We start from the raw sequence: 19,353 nt of genomic DNA on the forward strand, positions 1-19,353 counted from the left end.
AATCAGATGTAGAGTGGCGGAACCAAACTATGCAGCGTATTGCTTTAATTGAAGATGACGCGATTGTGCGTCAAGCAACCAGCCAATGGTTGCAGCTGGCGGGCTTCGATGTCACCGCATTTGAAGTAGGACAAGATGCGTTAAACGCCGTAGAGCAGGGTGATTTTCAAACCATTATCACCGATGTTCGTTTACCTGATATTGATGGTGTTGATCTGCTAGGGCGTTTCAAAGGTCTTGTGCCAGATGTGCCTGTTATTTTGATTACTGGGCATGGTGATGTCGATATGGCGGTGAAAGCCTTACAGCAAGGTGCCTATGACTTCATTGAGAAGCCATTCGACCCAGAGCGTCTGTCTCAAACGGTATCGGAAGCGGTAGATAAACATCAAAGTGGCCAAGACAGAAACAGTCGTCAGAACTATCTGGATAACCTTAAGGGCATTGAACAGGTGCTGATCGGTCGCAGTAAAGTGATGTGTGAACTGCGCGAGCAAATCCAGAAAGTCGCTTCCATAGACACCAACGTGATCATCTATGGTGAAACGGGTTGTGGTAAAGAGCTGGTCGCCTCTTGCTTACATGAATTCAGCCAACGTAAAACCCATCCGTTTGTTCCGCTCAACTGTGGCGCAATCCCAGAAAATCTCTTTGAAAGCGAGCTGTTTGGACACGAAGCCGGAGCGTTTACTGGTGCGGCCAAACGACGCATTGGTAAGCTGGAATTTGCCGACAAAGGCACAGTGTTCCTTGATGAAATAGAGAGTATGCCGCTGTCGATGCAGGTAAAAGTGCTGCGCACCTTGCAAGATAATGTCGTCGAACGCGTGGGGGGGAATCAGCAACAACATGTTGATCTACGAGTGGTCTCTGCCTCGAAAAGCGATCTACTGAATCACCCCGACTTTCGCCAAGATCTATTCTATCGTTTGAATGTTGCCCAGCTGCATTTGCCTCCACTCAGTGAGCGTGAAGAAGATGCCTTACTTTTGTTTGAACACTTCACCCAAGAAGCCAATTCCGAAACACGTATAGCCAGTGAGGCTGATCGCTATGCACTGCTCTCGTATGCGTGGCCGGGCAATGTGCGTGAACTGCGTAATGTTGCGATTCGTTTTGCATTGGATGAAAGCTTGACCGTTGGGGATATTTTGGCGTGTCGTCCCAATTCTGTCACAGAGTCCACAACGGCGGGCATCCCTTTGGCGGTTCAAGTACAGAGCTTTGAAAGGAAAGTGATTCATGATGCCTTAGTTCGTTATAAAGGGCGTATCAATGACGTGATGCAAGATTTGGATTTACCTCGTCGAACATTGAACCAAAAGATGGTGCGTTATGGGTTAAATCGAAGTGACTATGTTAACCCTTAGAGAGCGGCTTCATCGCAGTGCTTGTTGATTTTTAATGAGCAATAAATGGCTTATTGCATATTTATCAATTTACATACATTGATCACACAACTGCAACATGGTGTGACTTGCTTCCCGATCTACAGGTGTTAATTCCGGTAGCCGATAAGCCAAAAATGGCTTACTTAATAACAGGGGAATAAGCAAAAAACGGCTTATTTTGAATAGGTTTTAAAATAAAAGTAAATTAAAACAAATAGTTAAAAACTGGCATTACGCTTGCTATCTATTGTTGTTAACAAAAATATAACGTGAATAACCCTACATGGAGAGTAACAATGAAATACAACAAGCTGGTTAAAACTTTAGCGCTAGCAATGGCTTCTCTTGGCCTTATCAGTAATGCGTCAGCTGAAGAAGATCGCAGCTATATTTTAGCGACGGCTTCAACGGGTGGTACCTATTATCCAGTGGGTGTGGCCTTAGCGACATTGAGTAAAGTTAAGCTTGCGCCTAAGCAGCATTTTTCTTTAGCGGCTATCAGCTCTGCGGGCTCGGGTGAGAACGTAAAGTTGTTGAACGAGAACGAAGCTCAGTTCGCAATTCTACAAGGTTTGTATGGTGCTTGGGCTTGGCAGGGTTTGGGGCCATATGAGAAATCTGGCAGACAAACTCAACTGCGTTCAGTTTCCATGTTATGGCAAAATGTAGAACACTTTATTGTGCGTTCAGATCTAGCAAAAACAGGTACGGTAAGCGATCTAGAGAACCTAAACGGTAAGAAATTCTCTATCGGTAAGAAGAACTCAGGCACTGAGAATTCAGGACGCCAGATCATGCAGGGCCTATCGGTTAACCCAGAACAATTTAAACTCGCCTTTATGGGTTACGGTGGCAGTGCTAGTGCACTACAAAACGGCACGATTGATGGCATGAATACGCCTGCTGGTGTGCCTGTTGGTGCGGTAACACAAGCCTTTGCTGCCTTGGGTGAAGATATTCAAATCCTGTCGTTTACCGATGCGCAGATCAAACAAGCGAATGGCGATTACAATATCTGGACCAAGTACGAGATTCCAGCAAACACTTATCCAGGTGTCGACAAACCAATTACTACGATTGCCCAACCTAACTTCCTAGCAGTTCGCGAAGACATTTCTGAAGACGATGTGTATCAACTGACCAAAGCTATCTATGAAAACCTACCTTTCCTACAAGGTATCCATAAAGCAACCAAAGCAATGGCACTTGAGAAAGGGATCGCAGGTCTGCCTGTTCCTCTTCACCCAGGCGCTGCACGTTATTATCGAGAGATGGGCATCGAGATCCCTTCTGAGTTGATCGTTAACTAGCTTATCTTTTGTCAGGTAACTATTGGTTCGTGAGCTAATGATTTGTCGCGAACAAGCTGTTTGTCATCAACTAACCCCTTCGTGACTTAATTGCTTGGTGCACGTTCGCTCAAGAATGTGTTCGTGCACCTCCTCACTTTATGGATTTTCTCTTCGTGTTTGCTGCGGAGAGCAGGAGTTTTCTATGAGCGATTCGCTGCAGCAGGAACTGAAAAAATTTGAACTGCCGACCCGAACGGATTTCCCGTGGGTGGGTAAAGCAATAACGACAATGGGAGTGCTCCTCTCGTTGTTACACATTTGGTTTAACACCTTATCTACCTTGCCTGAACTTTGGATCTCGGCGACCCACTTCGCTGGCTTTGCGATCATTTGTGCACTCTGGTATCCCGCTCATATCTCGCTGAAAAATAGCAAGATAGCGCTGGCTGTCGACATCGGAATTGCCTTGGCGGCTCTGGCTTGTCTTATCTACATCCCCTTTGCAGAAGATGCGTTGTATGACCGAGGCGTAAAATTTATCGCCAGTGATTGGTTTTTCTCTATCTTGGCGATTGCCATCGTCATTGAGCTGATTAGACGCACTATGGGCTGGTTCATTCCAGTGCTTATCTTAGTGTGTTTAAGTTATGTAGTGCTTTGGGGACAATGGACCAGCGGTATTTTTCATTTTCCGGGTTTAAGCCTTGAGACGTTACTTTATCGAAGCTTTTATTCATCAGAAGGGATGTTTGGTTCGATCTCAAGAATCAGTTGGACCTTCGTGTTCATGTTCATCTTATTTGGCGCATTTTTAGTTCGATCTGGTGTCGGCGACTACATTATTGATGTATCCCGTGCCGCGGCGGGCAAAGTGATTGGTGGCCCTGGTTTCATTGCCGTTATTGGCTCCGGCTTGATGGGCTCAGTCTCCGGGTCGAGCGTAGCAAACACAGTATCGACGGGCGTGATCAGTATTCCCTTGATGCAAAAGGCAGGTTTCCCTTCGCGCTTCGCGGCAGGTGTTGAAGCGGCTGCATCTACTGGCGGGCAGCTGATGCCACCTGTGATGGGTGCGGGCGCGTTCATCATGGCCTCTTACACGCAAATTCCTTATGTCGATATTATTGCGGTTTCCTTCGTTCCTGCGCTTATCTACTTTTTGTCTGTGGCATTCTTCGTGCGCATCGAAGCAAAACGCAGTGGTGTGCAAAAGGTGACTTCTGGCTGTGAGCCTCTATTGAAAGTATTGCTGTCGGGTTGGCACAACCTGATCCCATTAGCGGTGTTAGTGACTCTGTTGGTGAAGGGCTTTACGCCGACTTACGCTGCGGGCATCTCGATTCTGTCTGTCGTGGTGGCTTCATGGTTCTCTAAAAATCACAAAATGGGTCCAAAGGCGATCATCGAAGCGCTTTCTCAAGGCGCAAAAAACATGGCGACCACGGCTGTGTTGCTAGTGGGCATTGGTCTGGTGATCAACGTGATCAGCACGACTGGTATTGGTAACACCTTCTCGTTGATGATCAATAGCTGGGCGAACGGCGATTTGTTGGTGATGATCGCCTTAATTGCACTGGCGTCTTTGATTCTGGGCATGGGGTTACCAGTAACCGCGGCTTATATCGTGTTGGGTACTCTGTCTGCACCAGCTTTGTATAAACTGATTGCTGAAAGTCAGTTGCTCGACCTGTTGGTTTCGGGACAGTTACCGGAACAGGCGAAAGCTATCTTCATGTTGGCTGCGCCAGATAAGCTTGATTTGCTGAACGCGCCAATGGCACTTGAAACAGCCAAAGAGATGATTGCGTTAGTCCCTGCTGATTTTGTGGAAACTCTGCTTGAACAGAGCCTTGGCTTAGAAGCGATCAGCCTTGCACTGCTTTCTGCCCACTTGATCATTTTCTGGCTATCGCAAGACAGCAACGTGACTCCGCCTGTTTGTTTAACTGCATTTGCGGCTGCAACCATTGCTAAAACACCCCCGATGAGAACGGGATTAATGGCATGGAAGATAGCCAAAGGCTTGTATTTAGTACCATTGTTGATTGCCTACACTAACTTGGTAAGTTGGGATGTGATCTCCGTGTTAGTCACGGGTGGCTTTGCTGTTATTGGTACTTACGCGTTTATCGCGGCGATTGAAGGTTATCTAGAGAGCGAAGTTAATATTATTACTCGAGTAGCGTTGGTTGCGGTAGGTATAGCTCTAGTATGGCCTGATGTTTCAGTCGTGATCCGTTTGGTATGTGTTGCCATTTTTGTTGGCATCTTTATCTACAGCGGTCGTAAATACGATGCTAATCAAGTGAAAATGGAATCAGAAAGTGAGGAAAAAAAGTTACCTCAAACCGGGTCTAACACTGTCGCGTCTTCCCTATAATTAAAAGGATTGAATGTAGGAATATTATGAACTCAATATACGACTATATTATCGTTGGTGGCGGCATTGTTGGCGTGTCGACGGCTTGGCAATTACAGCAAGCTCACCCTGATAAAAGTATCCTTTTAGTCGAGAAGGAACGTGGTTTCGCGCAGCACCAAACTGGCCATAATAGCGGGGTGATTCATGCTGGTGTTTACTACGCTCCGGGCAGTTTAAAGGCGGATTTTTGTAAACGCGGCGTAGAGCGCACCATCGCCTTTTGTAGCCAACACGATATCCCCGTCGAAAACTGCGGTAAGTTGTTGGTCGCGACCAATGAGCAAGAAGTGGAGCGCATGAATGCGCTCTATCAGCGTTGCCACGATAACGATATTGATGTTGATTTGTTGGATCAAGCTCAGCTCAAACTTGCCGAGCCAAATATCACGGGTTTGGGTGCGATTTATGTCAAAACCACCAGTATCGTCGACTACAAAAAAGTCACCGAAGTGATGGCTCAAGAGTTTGTTGAGGCGGGTGGTAAGCTTAGCCTTGGTACGGAAGTGATCATGGCCGATGAGCAAGAAGATGAAGTGCAGTTAACGTGCAAAGTAGATGGTCAGACTCTTCAACTGAACAGTCGATTCTTGATCACGTGTTCTGGCTTGATGGCCGATAGAATGACCAAGATGTTAGACATCGAAACCGACTTCCAAATCGTGCCTTATCGCGGTGAGTATTATCAGTTAGACGCTAAGCACAACCAAGTGGTGAATCATCTTATCTATCCGATCCCTGACCCAGAACTGCCTTTCTTGGGCGTGCATTTAACACGCATGATTGATGGCTCCGTAACAGTAGGGCCAAATGCAGTTCAAGGCTGGAAGCGAGAAGGTTATGGCAAGCTTAACTTTAGCTTCAAGGACACTTGGCAGATGCTGAGCTTTGTGGGTTTTTGGAAAGTGACTGCGAATCACTTGAAAACGGGTTTGGTCGAGTTTAAGAACTCGTGGTGGAAACCGGGATATCTAAAGCTAGTGAACAAATACTGCCCGAGTATTACGGTTGATGATTTTAAGCCTTATCCTGCTGGGATTCGTGCTCAAGCGGTGCTGAAAGATGGCACCTTGGTTCATGATTTCCTGTTTGCCGAAAGCCCAAGAAGCTTACATGTATGTAACGCGCCATCACCGGCTGCGACCTCTGCAATGCCGATTGGTGAGTACATCTGTGGCAAGGTAATGAAAAAGACGGCTTGATGATAACTAAAGGTTATTAAGTTGAGATGCTCTCCGAAGACAATAAAAAATCCGCAAGCTCCAATCTATTTATGATCGTGGGCTTGCGGATTTTTAGTTTTAGCCGTGTCTACTCGGTTTAACTGTTAGTCAATTAACTAACCCTACAGCCAATCAGGAACGAAATTAGCAACGATAGATACGTCGCTGAAGTTGCGATAGCCACGCACCATGATGTTGAACTCACCCGCAGGCATATCTAACACACACTGTTCGTTGCTGCTGTTCTGGTATGGGCGACAGTCGTAGCTTGCTTTTGATACGGTGCCATTGTGTTTCACATAAAGGTCGGCATCGCCACTACGAGGGCCTGTTAATGTTACCGTTAACTGACCTGCACTTTCCGTCGTAAATGTGAAGAATTGCTCTTCACCATATCCTGCAGAAAGCCCTTCAACGGGGACGTCATTTTGCAGCTCTTTAGGGCCAGCAACCGGTGAATCAAGGCTGGTTTCGACAAGGTAAGCAATGGCTAGTTTGGCGAACTTGGTCGCGTGTGTTGCGGTTGGATCGGAATTCTCAAGCGTGTCGTGTTGGGTATGAATACTTGGGTTGTAATCATTGAACATGCTTTCGAATGGCATGGCAGCTGGGTAGCCAACATTGTGCCAAGATGCGTGGTCAGAACAGGCATAGCCACAATCATCAAAACCGTAACTGATGTCGCTCGCGTAAGTGTCGATTAGCTCGCTTAAGTAGGCGGTGAGGTTGCTGTCGGTGTAGTCCGTGATGAAGGTGATATCGTGCGCAGAACCGTTGTAGTTGGTCATGTCTAATTGCAATACGGACAAAACGTTGGCTTGCTCATCTCTTAAAGCGTTGGCGACATCTTGTGAGCCACGTAGCCCTACTTCTTCAGCAGCATAACCATAGAACTTAATGGTTTTGTCTGGTTGAATGCCACTGGCGATCATCAGGCGAAGCGACTCTGTTACCGTTGCAATGCCAGACGCATCATCATCGGCTCCCGGTGAGATGGTGCCTTCGCTTGTCCAAGATCCAACGGTCGAATCAAGGTGTCCACCAACCACGACGATCTCTTCAGGATATTTAGCGCCAAGCAGTGTCACTTCAACGGATTTCTGTGGGTATTCGGCATGCGTGATCTGGCGTGCAGACGCATACGGCACATCTTTAATTTCCTTCTCCCAACGTTCTAAAAGCCAATCTGAAGCAGCGACACCAGTAGAAGTAGTATAAAAACGGTTGGTGAAGTTGGTTAGATTTTCGATGGTCGTGACCATGTTGTTCGGCTCGACCTGAGCGAGTAGGTCGTTCACCGTATCTTGATGGCTGATAACTGGCTTTTCGAAGTTGCTCATGGTCAGTGGCATAGCTGCCGCTTTGAGTGCGCTTGCTTTGTCTTCGTGCACCATGTAGCCACCACAACGGTGGGTTTCTTCGTGCATGTGGCTAGATAGTTTCGCCAGCTCTTTCTGGTTGATTTTCGCGACGATGGAATGCTTGTTTCCGGTCACGCTTGGATAAACCGTTGCGCCATGCTGAGTCATTATATGCTGTGCGTCAGCATCGGTGGTGATCCAAACTTCTTCGTTCGCTGGTGGTGTGATGCCTAGGGATGCGTAAGCCGAAGTACTGTTGATTAAGGCTAAAGAACCTCCGAGTACAGCCAAAGCTAGCATGCTTTTTTGAATAGCCATTTGTCGTCCTTTTTATGGTGAGTATTGTTATGTTGATGGGGGTGATTTTTGTGTAATACGTGGATGTTTCATGTAGACGTTTCATTCGCTAAATAGCTCATTGCCAAATAGCGAAAAGGGCTCCTATAAGGAGCCCTGAATCTACTTTCGATTATTGAGTTTTAATGAAACGGTAATGCTTGGTTTCTGAACAGATATCGCTTGAGGTACACACTTGGTACTCCACATCCACTGTGCCGTTGTGACGGAACTTGTCGACGTATGAGTTGAAGTCTGTAGCACCAACATTCTTGCCATTACGCTTAATCACGAAGTAGTCGTTGGTATCGTAATCCCATGCCAGCTTAACGCGCGCCTTGCCGTTCGGGTTTTTGTTACCAAACTTCAGTTTTAGCGGGAAGCCTTCTGCTGAGTCACCTTCAATCGTGATCGACTTGCTGGTTGATGTTGCAACGCCTGCATCGTCAGTCACGGTTAGAGTCACCACGTAGTCGCCAGCTTCAGCGTAGGTATAACGAGTCACTTCACCGGTTTGCGTGTTGCCATCGCCTAGGTTCCATTGGTAAGAGACGATCTGGCCATCGCTGTCCGAACTTGTGCTACGCAGCTCTACTTCTTTGCCTACGACCGTGTGTTCGAAAGAAGAAACTGGCGGTACGTTAGCATTGCCTGATTCGTACGATGCTTTCAGATTTGCACCTGCGTAATCTGAGTAACCCAGAATGTTCACCGTGTAGCGACCAGCTGTTGGGTTTTCAATTACACATACTTCATCGGTTACGCTTTCACTCTTACAGATATTCTCTTGAGAGCTTGGCGCATAATCTAGACCAACATACATATCCGGATCACCAGTAGACACAGCAAGATCAATCGTTAGCTTATCTTGGCCTGCTGGTACTTCGATATCGAAGTAAGTTTTTGAGCCGGTTTCACCAGCAACCGCAGCTTCAACACCGTTTTCAAGGCGTTGGTATTCCGGTTCTGGTGGAAGTGGTGGTTCGCCACACGGTGACACACCCACTAAGTTAAACGCAGAAACAACATCATCGGCACTGTAGCCAAGGTCGGTTGCTGAGTTTTTCACGCCACAAGCACCCTGCCAGAAGTCGCTGTTTTCAGACCAGTAGATCTGGTTGGCTAACACGAACAGTTCGAACGCTTTCTTGGTATCCCAACCTTGTGTGGTTGCAAGATGGTAGAACGCCTTGTTGAACACGCCAGAGCTGTAGTGCACGTTTAAGCCATCGTAGTACTCGGATGCATTGTTGATTGAAGAGCCATCGCGTGATGGATCGTCCATGTAACGCAGTGCACCTTCGCCTTTAAAGATATTGCGTCCGACCATCCAGTCGTTGGTGCCTTTCATGTAGTATTCAGCCGCTTCACCCGCCATGTCCGAGAATGCTTCGTTCATACCGCCGGATTGGTTTGCGTATATCAAACCTGAGTTTTGCTCAGTGAAACCGTGGCTCACTTCATGGGCTGATACATCTAGGCTAACAAGCGGGTAAAAGAAGCTCTCCCCATCACCAAAGGTCATGGCTCTGCCGTCCCAAAATGCATTCTCGTAGTTTTCACCGTAGTGAACACGCATCATGAGCTTGAAGGAGAGTGGTGCTGTGTCGAACCAGTTTTTATACATATCGAACACGATGTTGCCAAAGTAATGGGCATCGTTGAGTGGTGAGAATGCGCCGTTCACTGCTTTATATTCGTTACGAGGACATTCATAGCTGTAAGTGGTGTCGCCGTCGGTCGCGCCATTAAGGTCAACGGTAACGACATTTTCAGACTCCATTACACACTCTGTGCCCACTTCTTGAACATCAAGGTAGTGGTAGTCGGTGCCGTATTCGTACATGCCGGTTTTTTCGTTGCCGCCAGGGCCAGTGCCGATCTGAGCATGGGCAATACCTTCCCAGCGGTCGATGACTTCGCCTGTGTGCGCGTCTAGCATGGTGAACGGTCGAGTCGGCAGTTCACTGCCTTCTACTAGGTAAGAGACAACGTACACTAGTCGTGTTTTATCTACGCTTTGCTGTCCGATGCCTTGCTTCACAGAGCCTTGATAGATAAATAGCTGATGTTGAACGTTGTCTAGAGATTTGCTGGTTAAGCCTTGAGTCTTTAGATCTTTACTTGCGAGTTCAACCGCTTGAGCGCTGTTGATTGATGGCTTAACAAAAGATCGCTCTAGGGTCGTTGTTTTAAGGTAGCGACCTTGAACGGACTTAAGTGCGCCACCTTGGACACTTTGGGTGGCATTTAGGTAATGTCCCCATACCGGTGTTCCCCAGATGTTCTGCTGGATCTTAACTTTATAGATACCACGCTTTTTCAGGTTTACTTCTTTCACCATCTTGAAGCTAGAGGCGTTACTGACTCCTAACTGAGCGTTTAACCCAGAGAAGCTAGTAAAGTTGATCGGTTGATCGATTTGAACGGATTCACTTGCATGCACTGACAAAGACATAGCACTGGCTATAGCAACGGCAACTAAACGTTTTCTTATTTTCATTGTTGTTTTCTCTTTCCATGTAAAATCCAAGAAAACGTAACAAATTAATCACAGCGAATTTACATCATTCGATCTGATTAATTAGTAGCATGGCAATGATCTCTTTTATTCATGAAACTTATATTTCTCGTATTTACAGATAGTTATCATTTCTGTTTATTTTTGAACGCACCTATATGTTTATTTATAAAATCATGACACTTTTATTAAGTGTTTATTTCTCTTGGAAATTAAGATTTTCGAGTAAATTGATCTGTGCCTCAATTAACGGATTCTGGGTTGATAGAAGGATCAACGATTTGAAAGTGTCACTTTAAACAGAAGGCCATTTAGCGAATTTAGGGGCAATTTTGATAAGAAATCGAAGACTTTTCGGCTTATTTTTCGAATTGTTAGTTAAAAGAGGGAAGGGGAATCGGGCACTTGTTTGGCACAGAGCACAAAATCTGCTGGATGAAAAAAGCCAGCGACGGGTCACTGGCTTAGATTAACTCAGTTTGTGCAGGCTACTGAATATAGGTAGGCAACTGCGACACTTAATTATGGTACGTGGCTAACGTCACTATAGCGAATTACTGCTTTTTACCGCCAACTTGTACGTAGTCGATACCGATAATACGGTTGATGATACCCAGAACAGAGCTCGTATCAGAGTTTGTTGAGCGAATCGTATCAACCGTTGCACCTTCAGGTACTAATTCCATTGCGCGGTCTTGAGTGTTACCTGGCACTTGGAAACCGACAATGTTGAAGCTCTCTGCGTGCGCTGTGTACACTTCTTCGTTGTGGCTGATACCAGAACAACCCGCTAGAGAAACAATGCCTAAAACAACTAATAACTTTTTCATACAAACACCTTAAGAAAGATTGGAATTTAGATTCAATAGGTTCATTGGGAGACAGCATCTCCCGACCGATGTTGAACATTATTCCAGAGGTGTTTTGTAGTTACTGTATGGGTTTGTCAGTTGAATCATTACATAGCTGAATGGTTATGGTGAATACCGCCCCCTTTAAGGTTTGGCTCTGACCAACCTCTACGGTCGCGCTATGTTGAGCACAGATCTTTTCGACGATAGAAAGCCCTAAACCATGGCCGCTCTTGGCCTTGTTACGCGCTTTGTCGCCAACGTAAAAGGGTTCGAACAGGCGAGCTTGATGTTCTTGTGCCACGCCATCACCATCATCATGTACCGCGATCTGTAGCTTATCTTGATGCACGCTTGCTTCAATCGACACTTGCGAACGTGCGAATTTCATTGCGTTACGCACTAGGTTATCTAGTGCTCGGTTAAATAGCGTTTCATCCGCCATTATTGAGCTAGGTTGCGCTGGTAGCGATAGGTCGATGTTGAGCTGAGTGTCTTTGTTCCAACGCGCCATTGCGTGGTCGAGAAAGTCTCGAATCTCTAATGGCTTTTTTAAGTTCTCTAGGTCAGTGCTATCGAGTTTGGCGTAATACAATAGTTCATCGACCATCTTTTCCATCTCTTCAGTGTCTTCGACAATACTCTCTATCGTACGCTCCTGCTCTTCGTTTAGCTGAGTGTCTTTCAACATTTCAGCTTGCCACTGAATACGGAATATTGGCGTACGCAGTTCATGAGCGACAGCATTAGTGAGTGAGCGATTACTTTCAACTAAGCGATGAATTCTGTCGGCCATCAGGTTGAAGGATTTGTTCAGTGAACCAATCGCAACACCGCTTGAAGTCTCGGCTCGTGTGGAGAGATCCCCTTCAGCAAAACGCAGAGTGGCAGACTCAAGCTTTTTGACTCGGCGGAAGATAATAAATAGATGACACAAGCCATATAAGATAAAGCTCGCTAAAAAGAACAACCAAATGAGGTCATCCTCCAACTCAATTTTTTGCCTAACGAACGCTTCACTGTTGGGAAGGTAGTGATAGGTATTGTCGCTGCTTGCTAAGCGAAACCATAGGTCACGCTCATCATCGTGAAAGATAAAGGTATTCGGATTGGTACTGAAGAACTCTGAAACGGGGCCTGGTATTTCATCGTCTGGGCTGAACGTAACCAGTTTATTTCGTGTGGTTTCTACAAATTGGTTTATCGCTTGATGAGCAGCTTCAAGACCCTGATTTTTAGCGATATTTTCGATCAATTGCTGGTGGGCAGTCGCTTCGTAATCTTCCAGTACATATTCGTAGTCGGTATTGAGCTGATAGACGCTAATCTCGTAGGCGACAAGGCCGGCCATGAAGCAAACTAACAGCCCTAATAGGGACTCCAAAAAGATACGTCGCATAATCGCTCTCTCTATTACGCTCGTATTGAGCGAGGTTAACGCCAGGCGGTCGAAACAAATAAGTAGCCTTTACCGCGAATGGTCTGAATTTTCTCTGCTGGTGTGTGGTCGTCGCCCAAAATCTTCCTTAGACGTACAACCTTGTTGTCAATCGTCCGGTCTATTCCGTCGTACTCAATCCCGCGCAATGTTTGCGTCAAGTAGTCACGAGATAACGGCGTGTCTGGGTTGCTTGCCAATAACCAAAGTAGGTCAAACTCGCTGTCAGTGAGTGATAAAACCGCACCATAAAGTTCACACTTCTTATAAGTGTTTTTCAGAACGAGTTGATCGAACTGAAGGGTGTCTGAGTCATCGACTGAAGCGGTATTGGTGTCTTGGCGGCGTAATAGCGAACGAACTCTGGCCAGCAGAACTCTTGGTTTGATTGGCTTGGTGACATAGTCATCAGCCCCTGTCTCTAAACCAGCGACGTGGTCAAAGTCGTCATCGCTAGCAGTGAGCATCAAGATTTTACCTTTATAGTGCGTACGCGTCTGTCGGCAGATTGTAAGTCCATCAGTTACAGGAAGCATCAAATCCAGCAGTACGATGTCAGGTTGCTCCGTGAGGATGGTGTGTGCGGCATCACTGCCATCGTCCAACACCGTGACATCAAAATCTTGCGCGACGAAGTAGTCCTGCAACATTTTCTGAAGTTTCAAATCGTCTTCCACGATGATCATTTTAGGTTTTGTCATTCCATTATCAGCCTTGTCGTGCGTTTCACTTATTGAGATTAGGTGAGCGAGTCTTCGTCGTGATGAACCATTACGATTATACGCTATTGCATATAAGTTCAGATGCTTCGCCAAATACCTAAAGCGAATGATTAAACACTTTATAAGTTAGTTCAATGATGAATTGGCATTTATAGGAAAATAAAAAACATCGTTCAAATAGGCTCGACATTCTCATACATTTCCACGACAGATAAATTCAGCGCTAAACAATAGAATTTTCTCATCAAACATTTTGGGAATAACGGTATGAACGACTATAGAAATGCATTACTGGCGTTACCTTTGATTCTGTTAGCGGGCTGTAATTCAAGCTCTAACTCAGGTAAAGCTGCCACCAAAGTGCAAGCAAAACCTCAAGCGGATTACGTATTTTCATCAGCGAAACTGGGTGAGTTGTATAAAGAGCGACAAGAGGTCCAAGAATCCATAAAACTTGATTACAACGGTGTGCAGTATGAAATCGTTCTGTTTGCGGAAGATATTAGTGATAAGCAAAAAGTGGTTAGGCTTGCGGATAGTTTAGGTCAAAGTGTGGATCTGTACCTCCCTGATGCAGGATTTGATAGCTGCGGTATCTACACAGAGAGCAAGGGTTTGGACGTGTTTGATTGTGGTGCGGCTCAACGCTCAATCGGCAATGACACCACGTTAATTAACACGACGACGAATACTCATAAGCCCGTCGAGCTTGAGTATCACAATGAACTGGTTCAATACGTGACTAGCCTTGGGTCTACCATTCTGAGTAACACTAAAAGTGGGAACAAGGTAACGATAACCACCTCGTTTGCTTTCAACGCTTTTTACCGTGATGTGCTCAACGAGACTGGCGCTGTTGATCGCATTACTTCCACTCTAGGCGCATCAACCTATTCTCAGCTTTTTGATATCGTGAAATTGTATCAAGGCAGTGAGATGACGTTGAAGTTTACCAACCATATTGGTGGAAGTGCCGACGATGATATCAATATGTACACCGGTCGCATGATCCACAGTAACAACATGACGACGATCGTAACGCCTACGGGGTCGGTGTTCTCTGGCGGCACGGATCTTTTCGCTGCGGGTAACCCACGAGTTTTGCAACGAGCAGATACCACTAAAGCCATTGAGCTTAATAAGCAGGTTGGTGTGCACAGTTGGGCTGAGGATGATAAAACAGCCAAAGACTTCCCATACACGAACGAAAGCCATCGCAAGCAAGCGACCTACTTTAAAAAGGTAATGGGAGACAAAGGAATCGACTTCTATATCTTCACGTTGGATTCTGCTCCGGCTTCTGGCGAACACTGGGTGACTAAGGCTGAGTCAGATAAATACGGTTTCATCACACGCATTGAGTAGCTTAGGCTTGCAATAACATTAGAAACGACTGAGAAGGTTGGTGATGACGCTGTTGTCGCCAACCTTTTTTGTTCATTTTTTGATTCGTTACCTGTGTTGATTGTGGATTTCCTTGTCTTAAATTTCAGTATGAAAATTCCTTGATACTTCCTTTCCACTCCCTCCCCAAAAAGTTTCTACAAGGACTCTCACTGATTGATTCTTGAACTTTCTAAGCAAAAAAATTTGACCAATAACTATCATACCTCAAATCTTTAATTGTTTTCGTTAGTGCTCTAAATGATATTTAAGCTGTTGTTCCATAATGATTTTTGTTGTTTTGAATGCTGTATTGTTACAAGTTTGTTTTAAATAATCATTTGAACCCTAACTAAATTTCTGTCATTTTATATTTAACTGAACGTTCAATATAAAATAAAAGGACTGAGAAATGCCGAAGGTTGGGATGCCTGATATACGTAAACCACAGCTTGTTCAAGCCACCATGACGGTGATTGATCGAGTGGGTTTGCATGCCGCGAGTATTGCGTTGATCAGCAAAGAAGCGGGAGTCTCCACTGGCATTATTAATCACTATTTTGGCGGGAAGCATGGGCTGCTCGAAGAGACCATGCGTGAAATCCTTCGCCAACTTTCTAATACCATCACCACGTCACTAAAAGCACTTCCTGTTGATGATCACCAACAGAGAATCAACGCGATCATCGATGGTAACTTCGAAGGTTACCAAGCAGAAAATAAGGTCGCGAAGGCGTGGTTGGCATTTTGGTCATATTCAATGCATGACGAGCAGCTGAAAAGACTGCAACGTGTGAATGAAAAACGTTTGATTTCACACTTACGTCTTGAGTTGAAAGGTATTTTGAATCATGAACAAGCGGATCTCGTTGCTCACGGGATTGCGTCTCTGATTGATGGTTTGTGGCTGAGAGGCACATTAAACCCAGATGGTATCGATGCTCAAAAGGCGCGTGCCATCATCAATGATTATCTAGATAAACAACTTACGTTCTACTCGTGTCACAGCCAATAGATCGCAGTGGCAGCGCTAGACCTAAACCTAAACCTAGGTCTAGAGCAAGAGCTAGAACGACCACTATTCGCACCCAATACTCACATATAGACCAGTAGAGTCTAATAACAATAATTAAGTCAGAATCTCAAATGGAAATGAACTCGTTATACATCGATGGCGCAGCGGTTAAAGCAACCTCTGGTGAAACCTTTGATAGCATTAACCCTGCCAACGGTGAACCTATCGCGACGTTAGGCCAAGCATCTTCAGCGGATGTCGACAGTGCTATTGAATCTGCGAAGCGCGGGTTTGCGGTATGGTCAGCAATGACCGCTGTGGAACGCAGCCGTATTCTTTTGAAGGCAGTGGAAATACTTAGAGCTCGAAATAATGACCTTGCAAACCTTGAGGTTGTTGATACGGGCAAGCCGCTGCAAGAAGCGATTGAAGTAGATGTGGCGTCTGGCGCTGATGTTATTGAATACTTTGCTGGCTTGGCACCAACGCTACAAGGCGACCAACAACCGCTGAGTGAATCTCAATTTTTCTACACTCGCCGCGAACCGCTAGGCATTTGTGCGGGCATTGGTGCGTGGAACTACCCCATTCAAATCGCGATGTGGAAATCAGCTCCGGCATTGGCCGCGGGTAACGCGATGATTTTCAAACCTTCAGAAGAAACGCCGCTCACAGCGCTCAAGCTTGCTGAGATCTTTACCGAAGCTGGTCTTCCTGATGGCGTGTTCAACGTGGTTCAGGGCGATTACCGTGTTGGTCAGATGCTAACGGCGCACCCAGATATCGCGAAAGTATCGTTCACGGGCGAAACCGGTACCGGTAAAGCGGTAATGGCAGACAGCGCTAAGACGCTGAAATCAGTCACCATGGAACTTGGTGGCAAGTCACCAATGATCGTGTTTGATGATGCGAAATTGGATGATGCGGTTTCCGCTTCGATGGTGGCTAACTTCTACACCCAAGGCGAAGTGTGTACCAACGGTACTCGCGTTTATGTACACGAAAACATCTATGACGCATTCATCGACCAACTTAAAACACGCACTGAGAAGCTGATCATTGGTAACCCAATGGATATGGAGACTCAGATCGGCGCGTTGATTTCTAAAGAACACCTTTCAAAAGTTCTCGAAGCGATTGAGCTGGCAAAACAGTCGGGTGCAACCTTGCTGACGGGCGGCTATCAAGTGACAGATAACGGCTTAGCAAACGGCAACTTTGTTATTCCTACGGTATTCACAGATTGCCATGACGACATGCCTCACGTTCAGCAAGAAATTTTCGGCCCTGTTATGTCGGTGTTGAAGTTTACGGACGAAGACGATGTGATTCGTCGTGCTAACGATACTAAGTACGGCCTTGCGGCTGGTGTGTTCACGCAAAACCTTTCTCGTGCGCACCGTGTTATTCACCAAATGCAGGCGGGTATTTGTTGGGTTAATACGTGGGGTGACTCACCAGCAGAAATGCCAGTTGGGGGTTACAAGCTTTCGGGTATTGGCCGTGAAAATGGACCAGAAACTCTACTTCACTATACGCAGACTAAGAGCATTCTTATTGAACTTGGCGACTACGCCAGCCCTTATGCCTAACGCGTAACACTCAATTTTATGGGTTAGCTTAACAGAGCTAGCCCTACTGACTCATCTCAGGGAAATCAAAACATGGAACAACGCTACGATTATATTATCGTCGGCGCGGGTTCGGCCGGCTGTGTGTTAGCGGATAGGCTAACGGAAAGCGGTGAACATAGCGTTTTATTACTGGAAGCTGGTGGCACGGATAAGAGTATTTTTATCCAAATGCCAACCGCGCTTTCTTACCCAATGAATACTGAAAAGTACGCTTGGCAATTTGAAACAGAGAAAGAACCGGGCCTTGATGGACGTGAACTGCACTGCCCACGTGGCAAAGTGTTAGGCGGTAGCTCATCGATCAACGGCATGGTTTATGTTCGTGGCCACGCGTGTGATTTTGACCAATGGGAAGAAGAGGGTGCAGCGGGTTGGAACTATCAAGCATGCTTGCCTTACTTCCGCCGTGCTGAATCATGGAACAAAGGCGGTGATGAATACCGTGGTGACAATGGCCCTGTCGGCACTTGTAATGGTAACGATATGGAGCTTAACCCGCTTTACCAAGCATTCATCGATGCAGGTAAAGACGCTGGTTACCCAGAAACCAACGATTACAACGGCTACCAGCAAGAAGGCTTCGGCACTATGCATATGACGGTAGACAAGGGTGTTAGAGCCTCAACCTCTAACGCTTATTTACGTCGAGCATTGAAGCGTTCAAACCTGACCTTGAAGAAAGGTATCGTGGCGCGTCGTTTCTTACTTGAAGCACAAGACTTAGAAGGTCAATCAGGCTTGAAAGCGGTTGGTGTCGAGTTTGAAAAGTCAGGCAATACCCAGGTGGCTGTGGCGAACAAAGAAGTGATCTCTTCTGCGGGTTCTATTGGCTCGGTTCAACTGCTGCAGCTTTCTGGTATCGGCCCGAAAGCCGTGCTTGAAAAGGCCGGCGTTGAAGTTAAACACGAACTAAGCGGTGTCGGTGAAAACCTTCAAGATCACCTAGAAGTGTACTTCCAATATCACTGCAACGAACCCATCACGCTCAACAGCAAGCTTGGCTTGGTCAGCAAGGGCATGATTGGCGCGGAATGGATTCTGACTCGTAAAGGCCTTGGTGCCACTAACCACTTTGAATCGTGCGCGTTCATTCGTTCTCGCAAAGGATTGAAGTGGCCAAACATTCAATATCACTTCCTGCCAGCAGCGATGCGTTACGACGGGCAAGCGGCCTTTGATGGTCACGGTTTCCAAGTACACGTTGGGCCTAACAAGCCAGAGAGTCGCGGTACGGTAGCGATCACTTCTGCTGATCCGCATGCCAAGCCAGAGATCATTTTCAACTACATCTCGACTGAACAAGATCGCCAAGATTGGCGCGATTGTATTCGTCTGACGCGTGAGATTTTGTCTCAACCTGCGATGGATGTGTACCGAGGCAAAGAGATTCAGCCGGGTCTAAATATTACTTCTGATGAAGCGATTGATGAATGGGTTAAGCAGAACGTTGAAAGTGCATATCACCCTTCTTGTGGCTGCAAAATGGGTTCAGATAACGACCCAATGGCGGTGCTTGATGAAGAGTGTCGCGTTCGCGGTATCGACAGCTTACGTGTTGTCGACTCATCGGTTTTCCCAACCATTCCAAACGGCAATTTGAACGCCCCGACCATTATGGTTGCTGAGCGTGCTTCCGATTTGATTTTAGGTAAGCCGATGCTCAAAGCGCAGGACGTTCCAGTGTGGATTGCACCTGAGTGGCAAGAGAAGCAAAGAATAAATAAACCAGTAAGAGAAGCGTAAGCCTCTGTTATTAGTTCAAAAATA

The 19,353-nt window shown here is 46.2% G+C and carries 13 protein-coding genes; 8 read left to right on the plus strand and 5 right to left on the minus strand.

Annotated elements, in window-relative coordinates; translation table 11 throughout:
- Window positions 1-29: 29 nt before the first annotated feature.
- The 4 genes from AB4585_RS10305 to lhgO all read left to right on the plus strand — a co-directional run bounded on the left by AB4585_RS10305 (window position 30) and on the right by lhgO (window position 6,304).
- Entirely contained in the window at window positions 30-1,370 is a 1,341-nt protein-coding gene (locus AB4585_RS10305; protein WP_372155121.1) for a sigma-54-dependent transcriptional regulator, read from the plus strand.
- A gap of 317 nt (window positions 1,371-1,687) precedes the next feature.
- The gene (locus AB4585_RS10310) at window positions 1,688-2,701 is read left to right on the plus strand and encodes a TAXI family TRAP transporter solute-binding subunit (protein ID WP_017061064.1); all 1,014 of its coding nucleotides are present in this window, start codon (window positions 1,688-1,690) and stop codon (window positions 2,699-2,701) included.
- 184 nt (window positions 2,702-2,885) lie between these two features.
- The gene (locus tag AB4585_RS10315) at window positions 2,886-5,063 is read left to right on the plus strand and encodes a TRAP transporter permease (RefSeq protein WP_017061065.1); all 2,178 of its coding nucleotides are present in this window, start codon (window positions 2,886-2,888) and stop codon (window positions 5,061-5,063) included.
- A gap of 26 nt (window positions 5,064-5,089) precedes the next feature.
- A complete protein-coding gene (lhgO, locus tag AB4585_RS10320; RefSeq protein WP_065584461.1) occupies window positions 5,090-6,304 on the plus strand; it encodes an L-2-hydroxyglutarate oxidase in 1,215 nt (404 codons plus the stop codon).
- A 143-nt stretch (window positions 6,305-6,447) separates the two neighbouring features.
- On the opposite strand, the gene AB4585_RS10325 is transcribed toward lhgO, so the two are convergent.
- The 5 genes from AB4585_RS10325 to AB4585_RS10345 all read right to left on the minus strand — a co-directional run bounded on the left by AB4585_RS10325 (window position 6,448) and on the right by AB4585_RS10345 (window position 13,533).
- Window positions 6,448-8,004, minus strand: a complete 1,557-nt coding sequence (locus tag AB4585_RS10325; protein ID WP_372155123.1) for a M28 family metallopeptidase — start codon at window positions 8,002-8,004, stop codon at window positions 6,448-6,450.
- A 151-nt stretch (window positions 8,005-8,155) separates the two neighbouring features.
- Window positions 8,156-10,525 carry a M4 family metallopeptidase gene (locus AB4585_RS10330; protein WP_372155125.1) on the minus strand — a complete coding sequence of 790 codons (2,370 nt, stop codon included), beginning with the start codon at window positions 10,523-10,525 and terminating at the stop codon, window positions 8,156-8,158.
- Between the two features lie 572 nt (window positions 10,526-11,097).
- Complete coding sequence (locus tag AB4585_RS10335) at window positions 11,098-11,373, minus strand: hypothetical protein (RefSeq protein WP_017065177.1); 276 nt, start codon at window positions 11,371-11,373, stop codon at window positions 11,098-11,100.
- A gap of 100 nt (window positions 11,374-11,473) precedes the next feature.
- On the minus strand, window positions 11,474-12,793 hold the full coding sequence (locus AB4585_RS10340) for a sensor histidine kinase (protein ID WP_372155128.1): 1,320 nt from the start codon (window positions 12,791-12,793) through the stop codon (window positions 11,474-11,476).
- Between the two features lie 35 nt (window positions 12,794-12,828).
- Window positions 12,829-13,533 (minus strand): response regulator, encoded by a 705-nt coding sequence (locus AB4585_RS10345; protein WP_017065179.1) that lies wholly within the window; start codon window positions 13,531-13,533, stop codon window positions 12,829-12,831.
- A 288-nt stretch (window positions 13,534-13,821) separates the two neighbouring features.
- On the opposite strand from AB4585_RS10345, the gene AB4585_RS10350 reads away from it, so the two are divergent.
- The 4 genes from AB4585_RS10350 (at window position 13,822) to betA (ending at window position 19,329) form a co-directional block, all read left to right on the plus strand.
- Window positions 13,822-14,919: an alpha/beta hydrolase gene (locus AB4585_RS10350; RefSeq protein WP_102393797.1), complete on the plus strand. Its 1,098-nt coding sequence runs from the start codon at window positions 13,822-13,824 to the stop codon at window positions 14,917-14,919.
- Between the two features lie 430 nt (window positions 14,920-15,349).
- Window positions 15,350-15,952, plus strand: coding sequence for a transcriptional regulator BetI (gene betI, locus AB4585_RS10355; RefSeq protein WP_372155130.1), 603 nt, complete (start codon window positions 15,350-15,352; stop codon window positions 15,950-15,952).
- 131 nt (window positions 15,953-16,083) lie between these two features.
- Window positions 16,084-17,544 (plus strand): betaine-aldehyde dehydrogenase, encoded by a 1,461-nt coding sequence (gene betB, locus AB4585_RS10360; RefSeq protein ID WP_372155132.1) that lies wholly within the window; start codon window positions 16,084-16,086, stop codon window positions 17,542-17,544.
- Window positions 17,545-17,616: 72 nt separating this feature from the next.
- Window positions 17,617-19,329: a choline dehydrogenase gene (betA, locus tag AB4585_RS10365; RefSeq protein WP_372155133.1), complete on the plus strand. Its 1,713-nt coding sequence runs from the start codon at window positions 17,617-17,619 to the stop codon at window positions 19,327-19,329.
- Window positions 19,330-19,353: the final 24 nt, after the last annotated feature.

This window comes from Vibrio sp. 10N.222.49.C9 (genome assembly GCF_041474985.1).
Lineage (GTDB): Bacteria > Pseudomonadota > Gammaproteobacteria > Enterobacterales > Vibrionaceae > Vibrio > Vibrio crassostreae_C.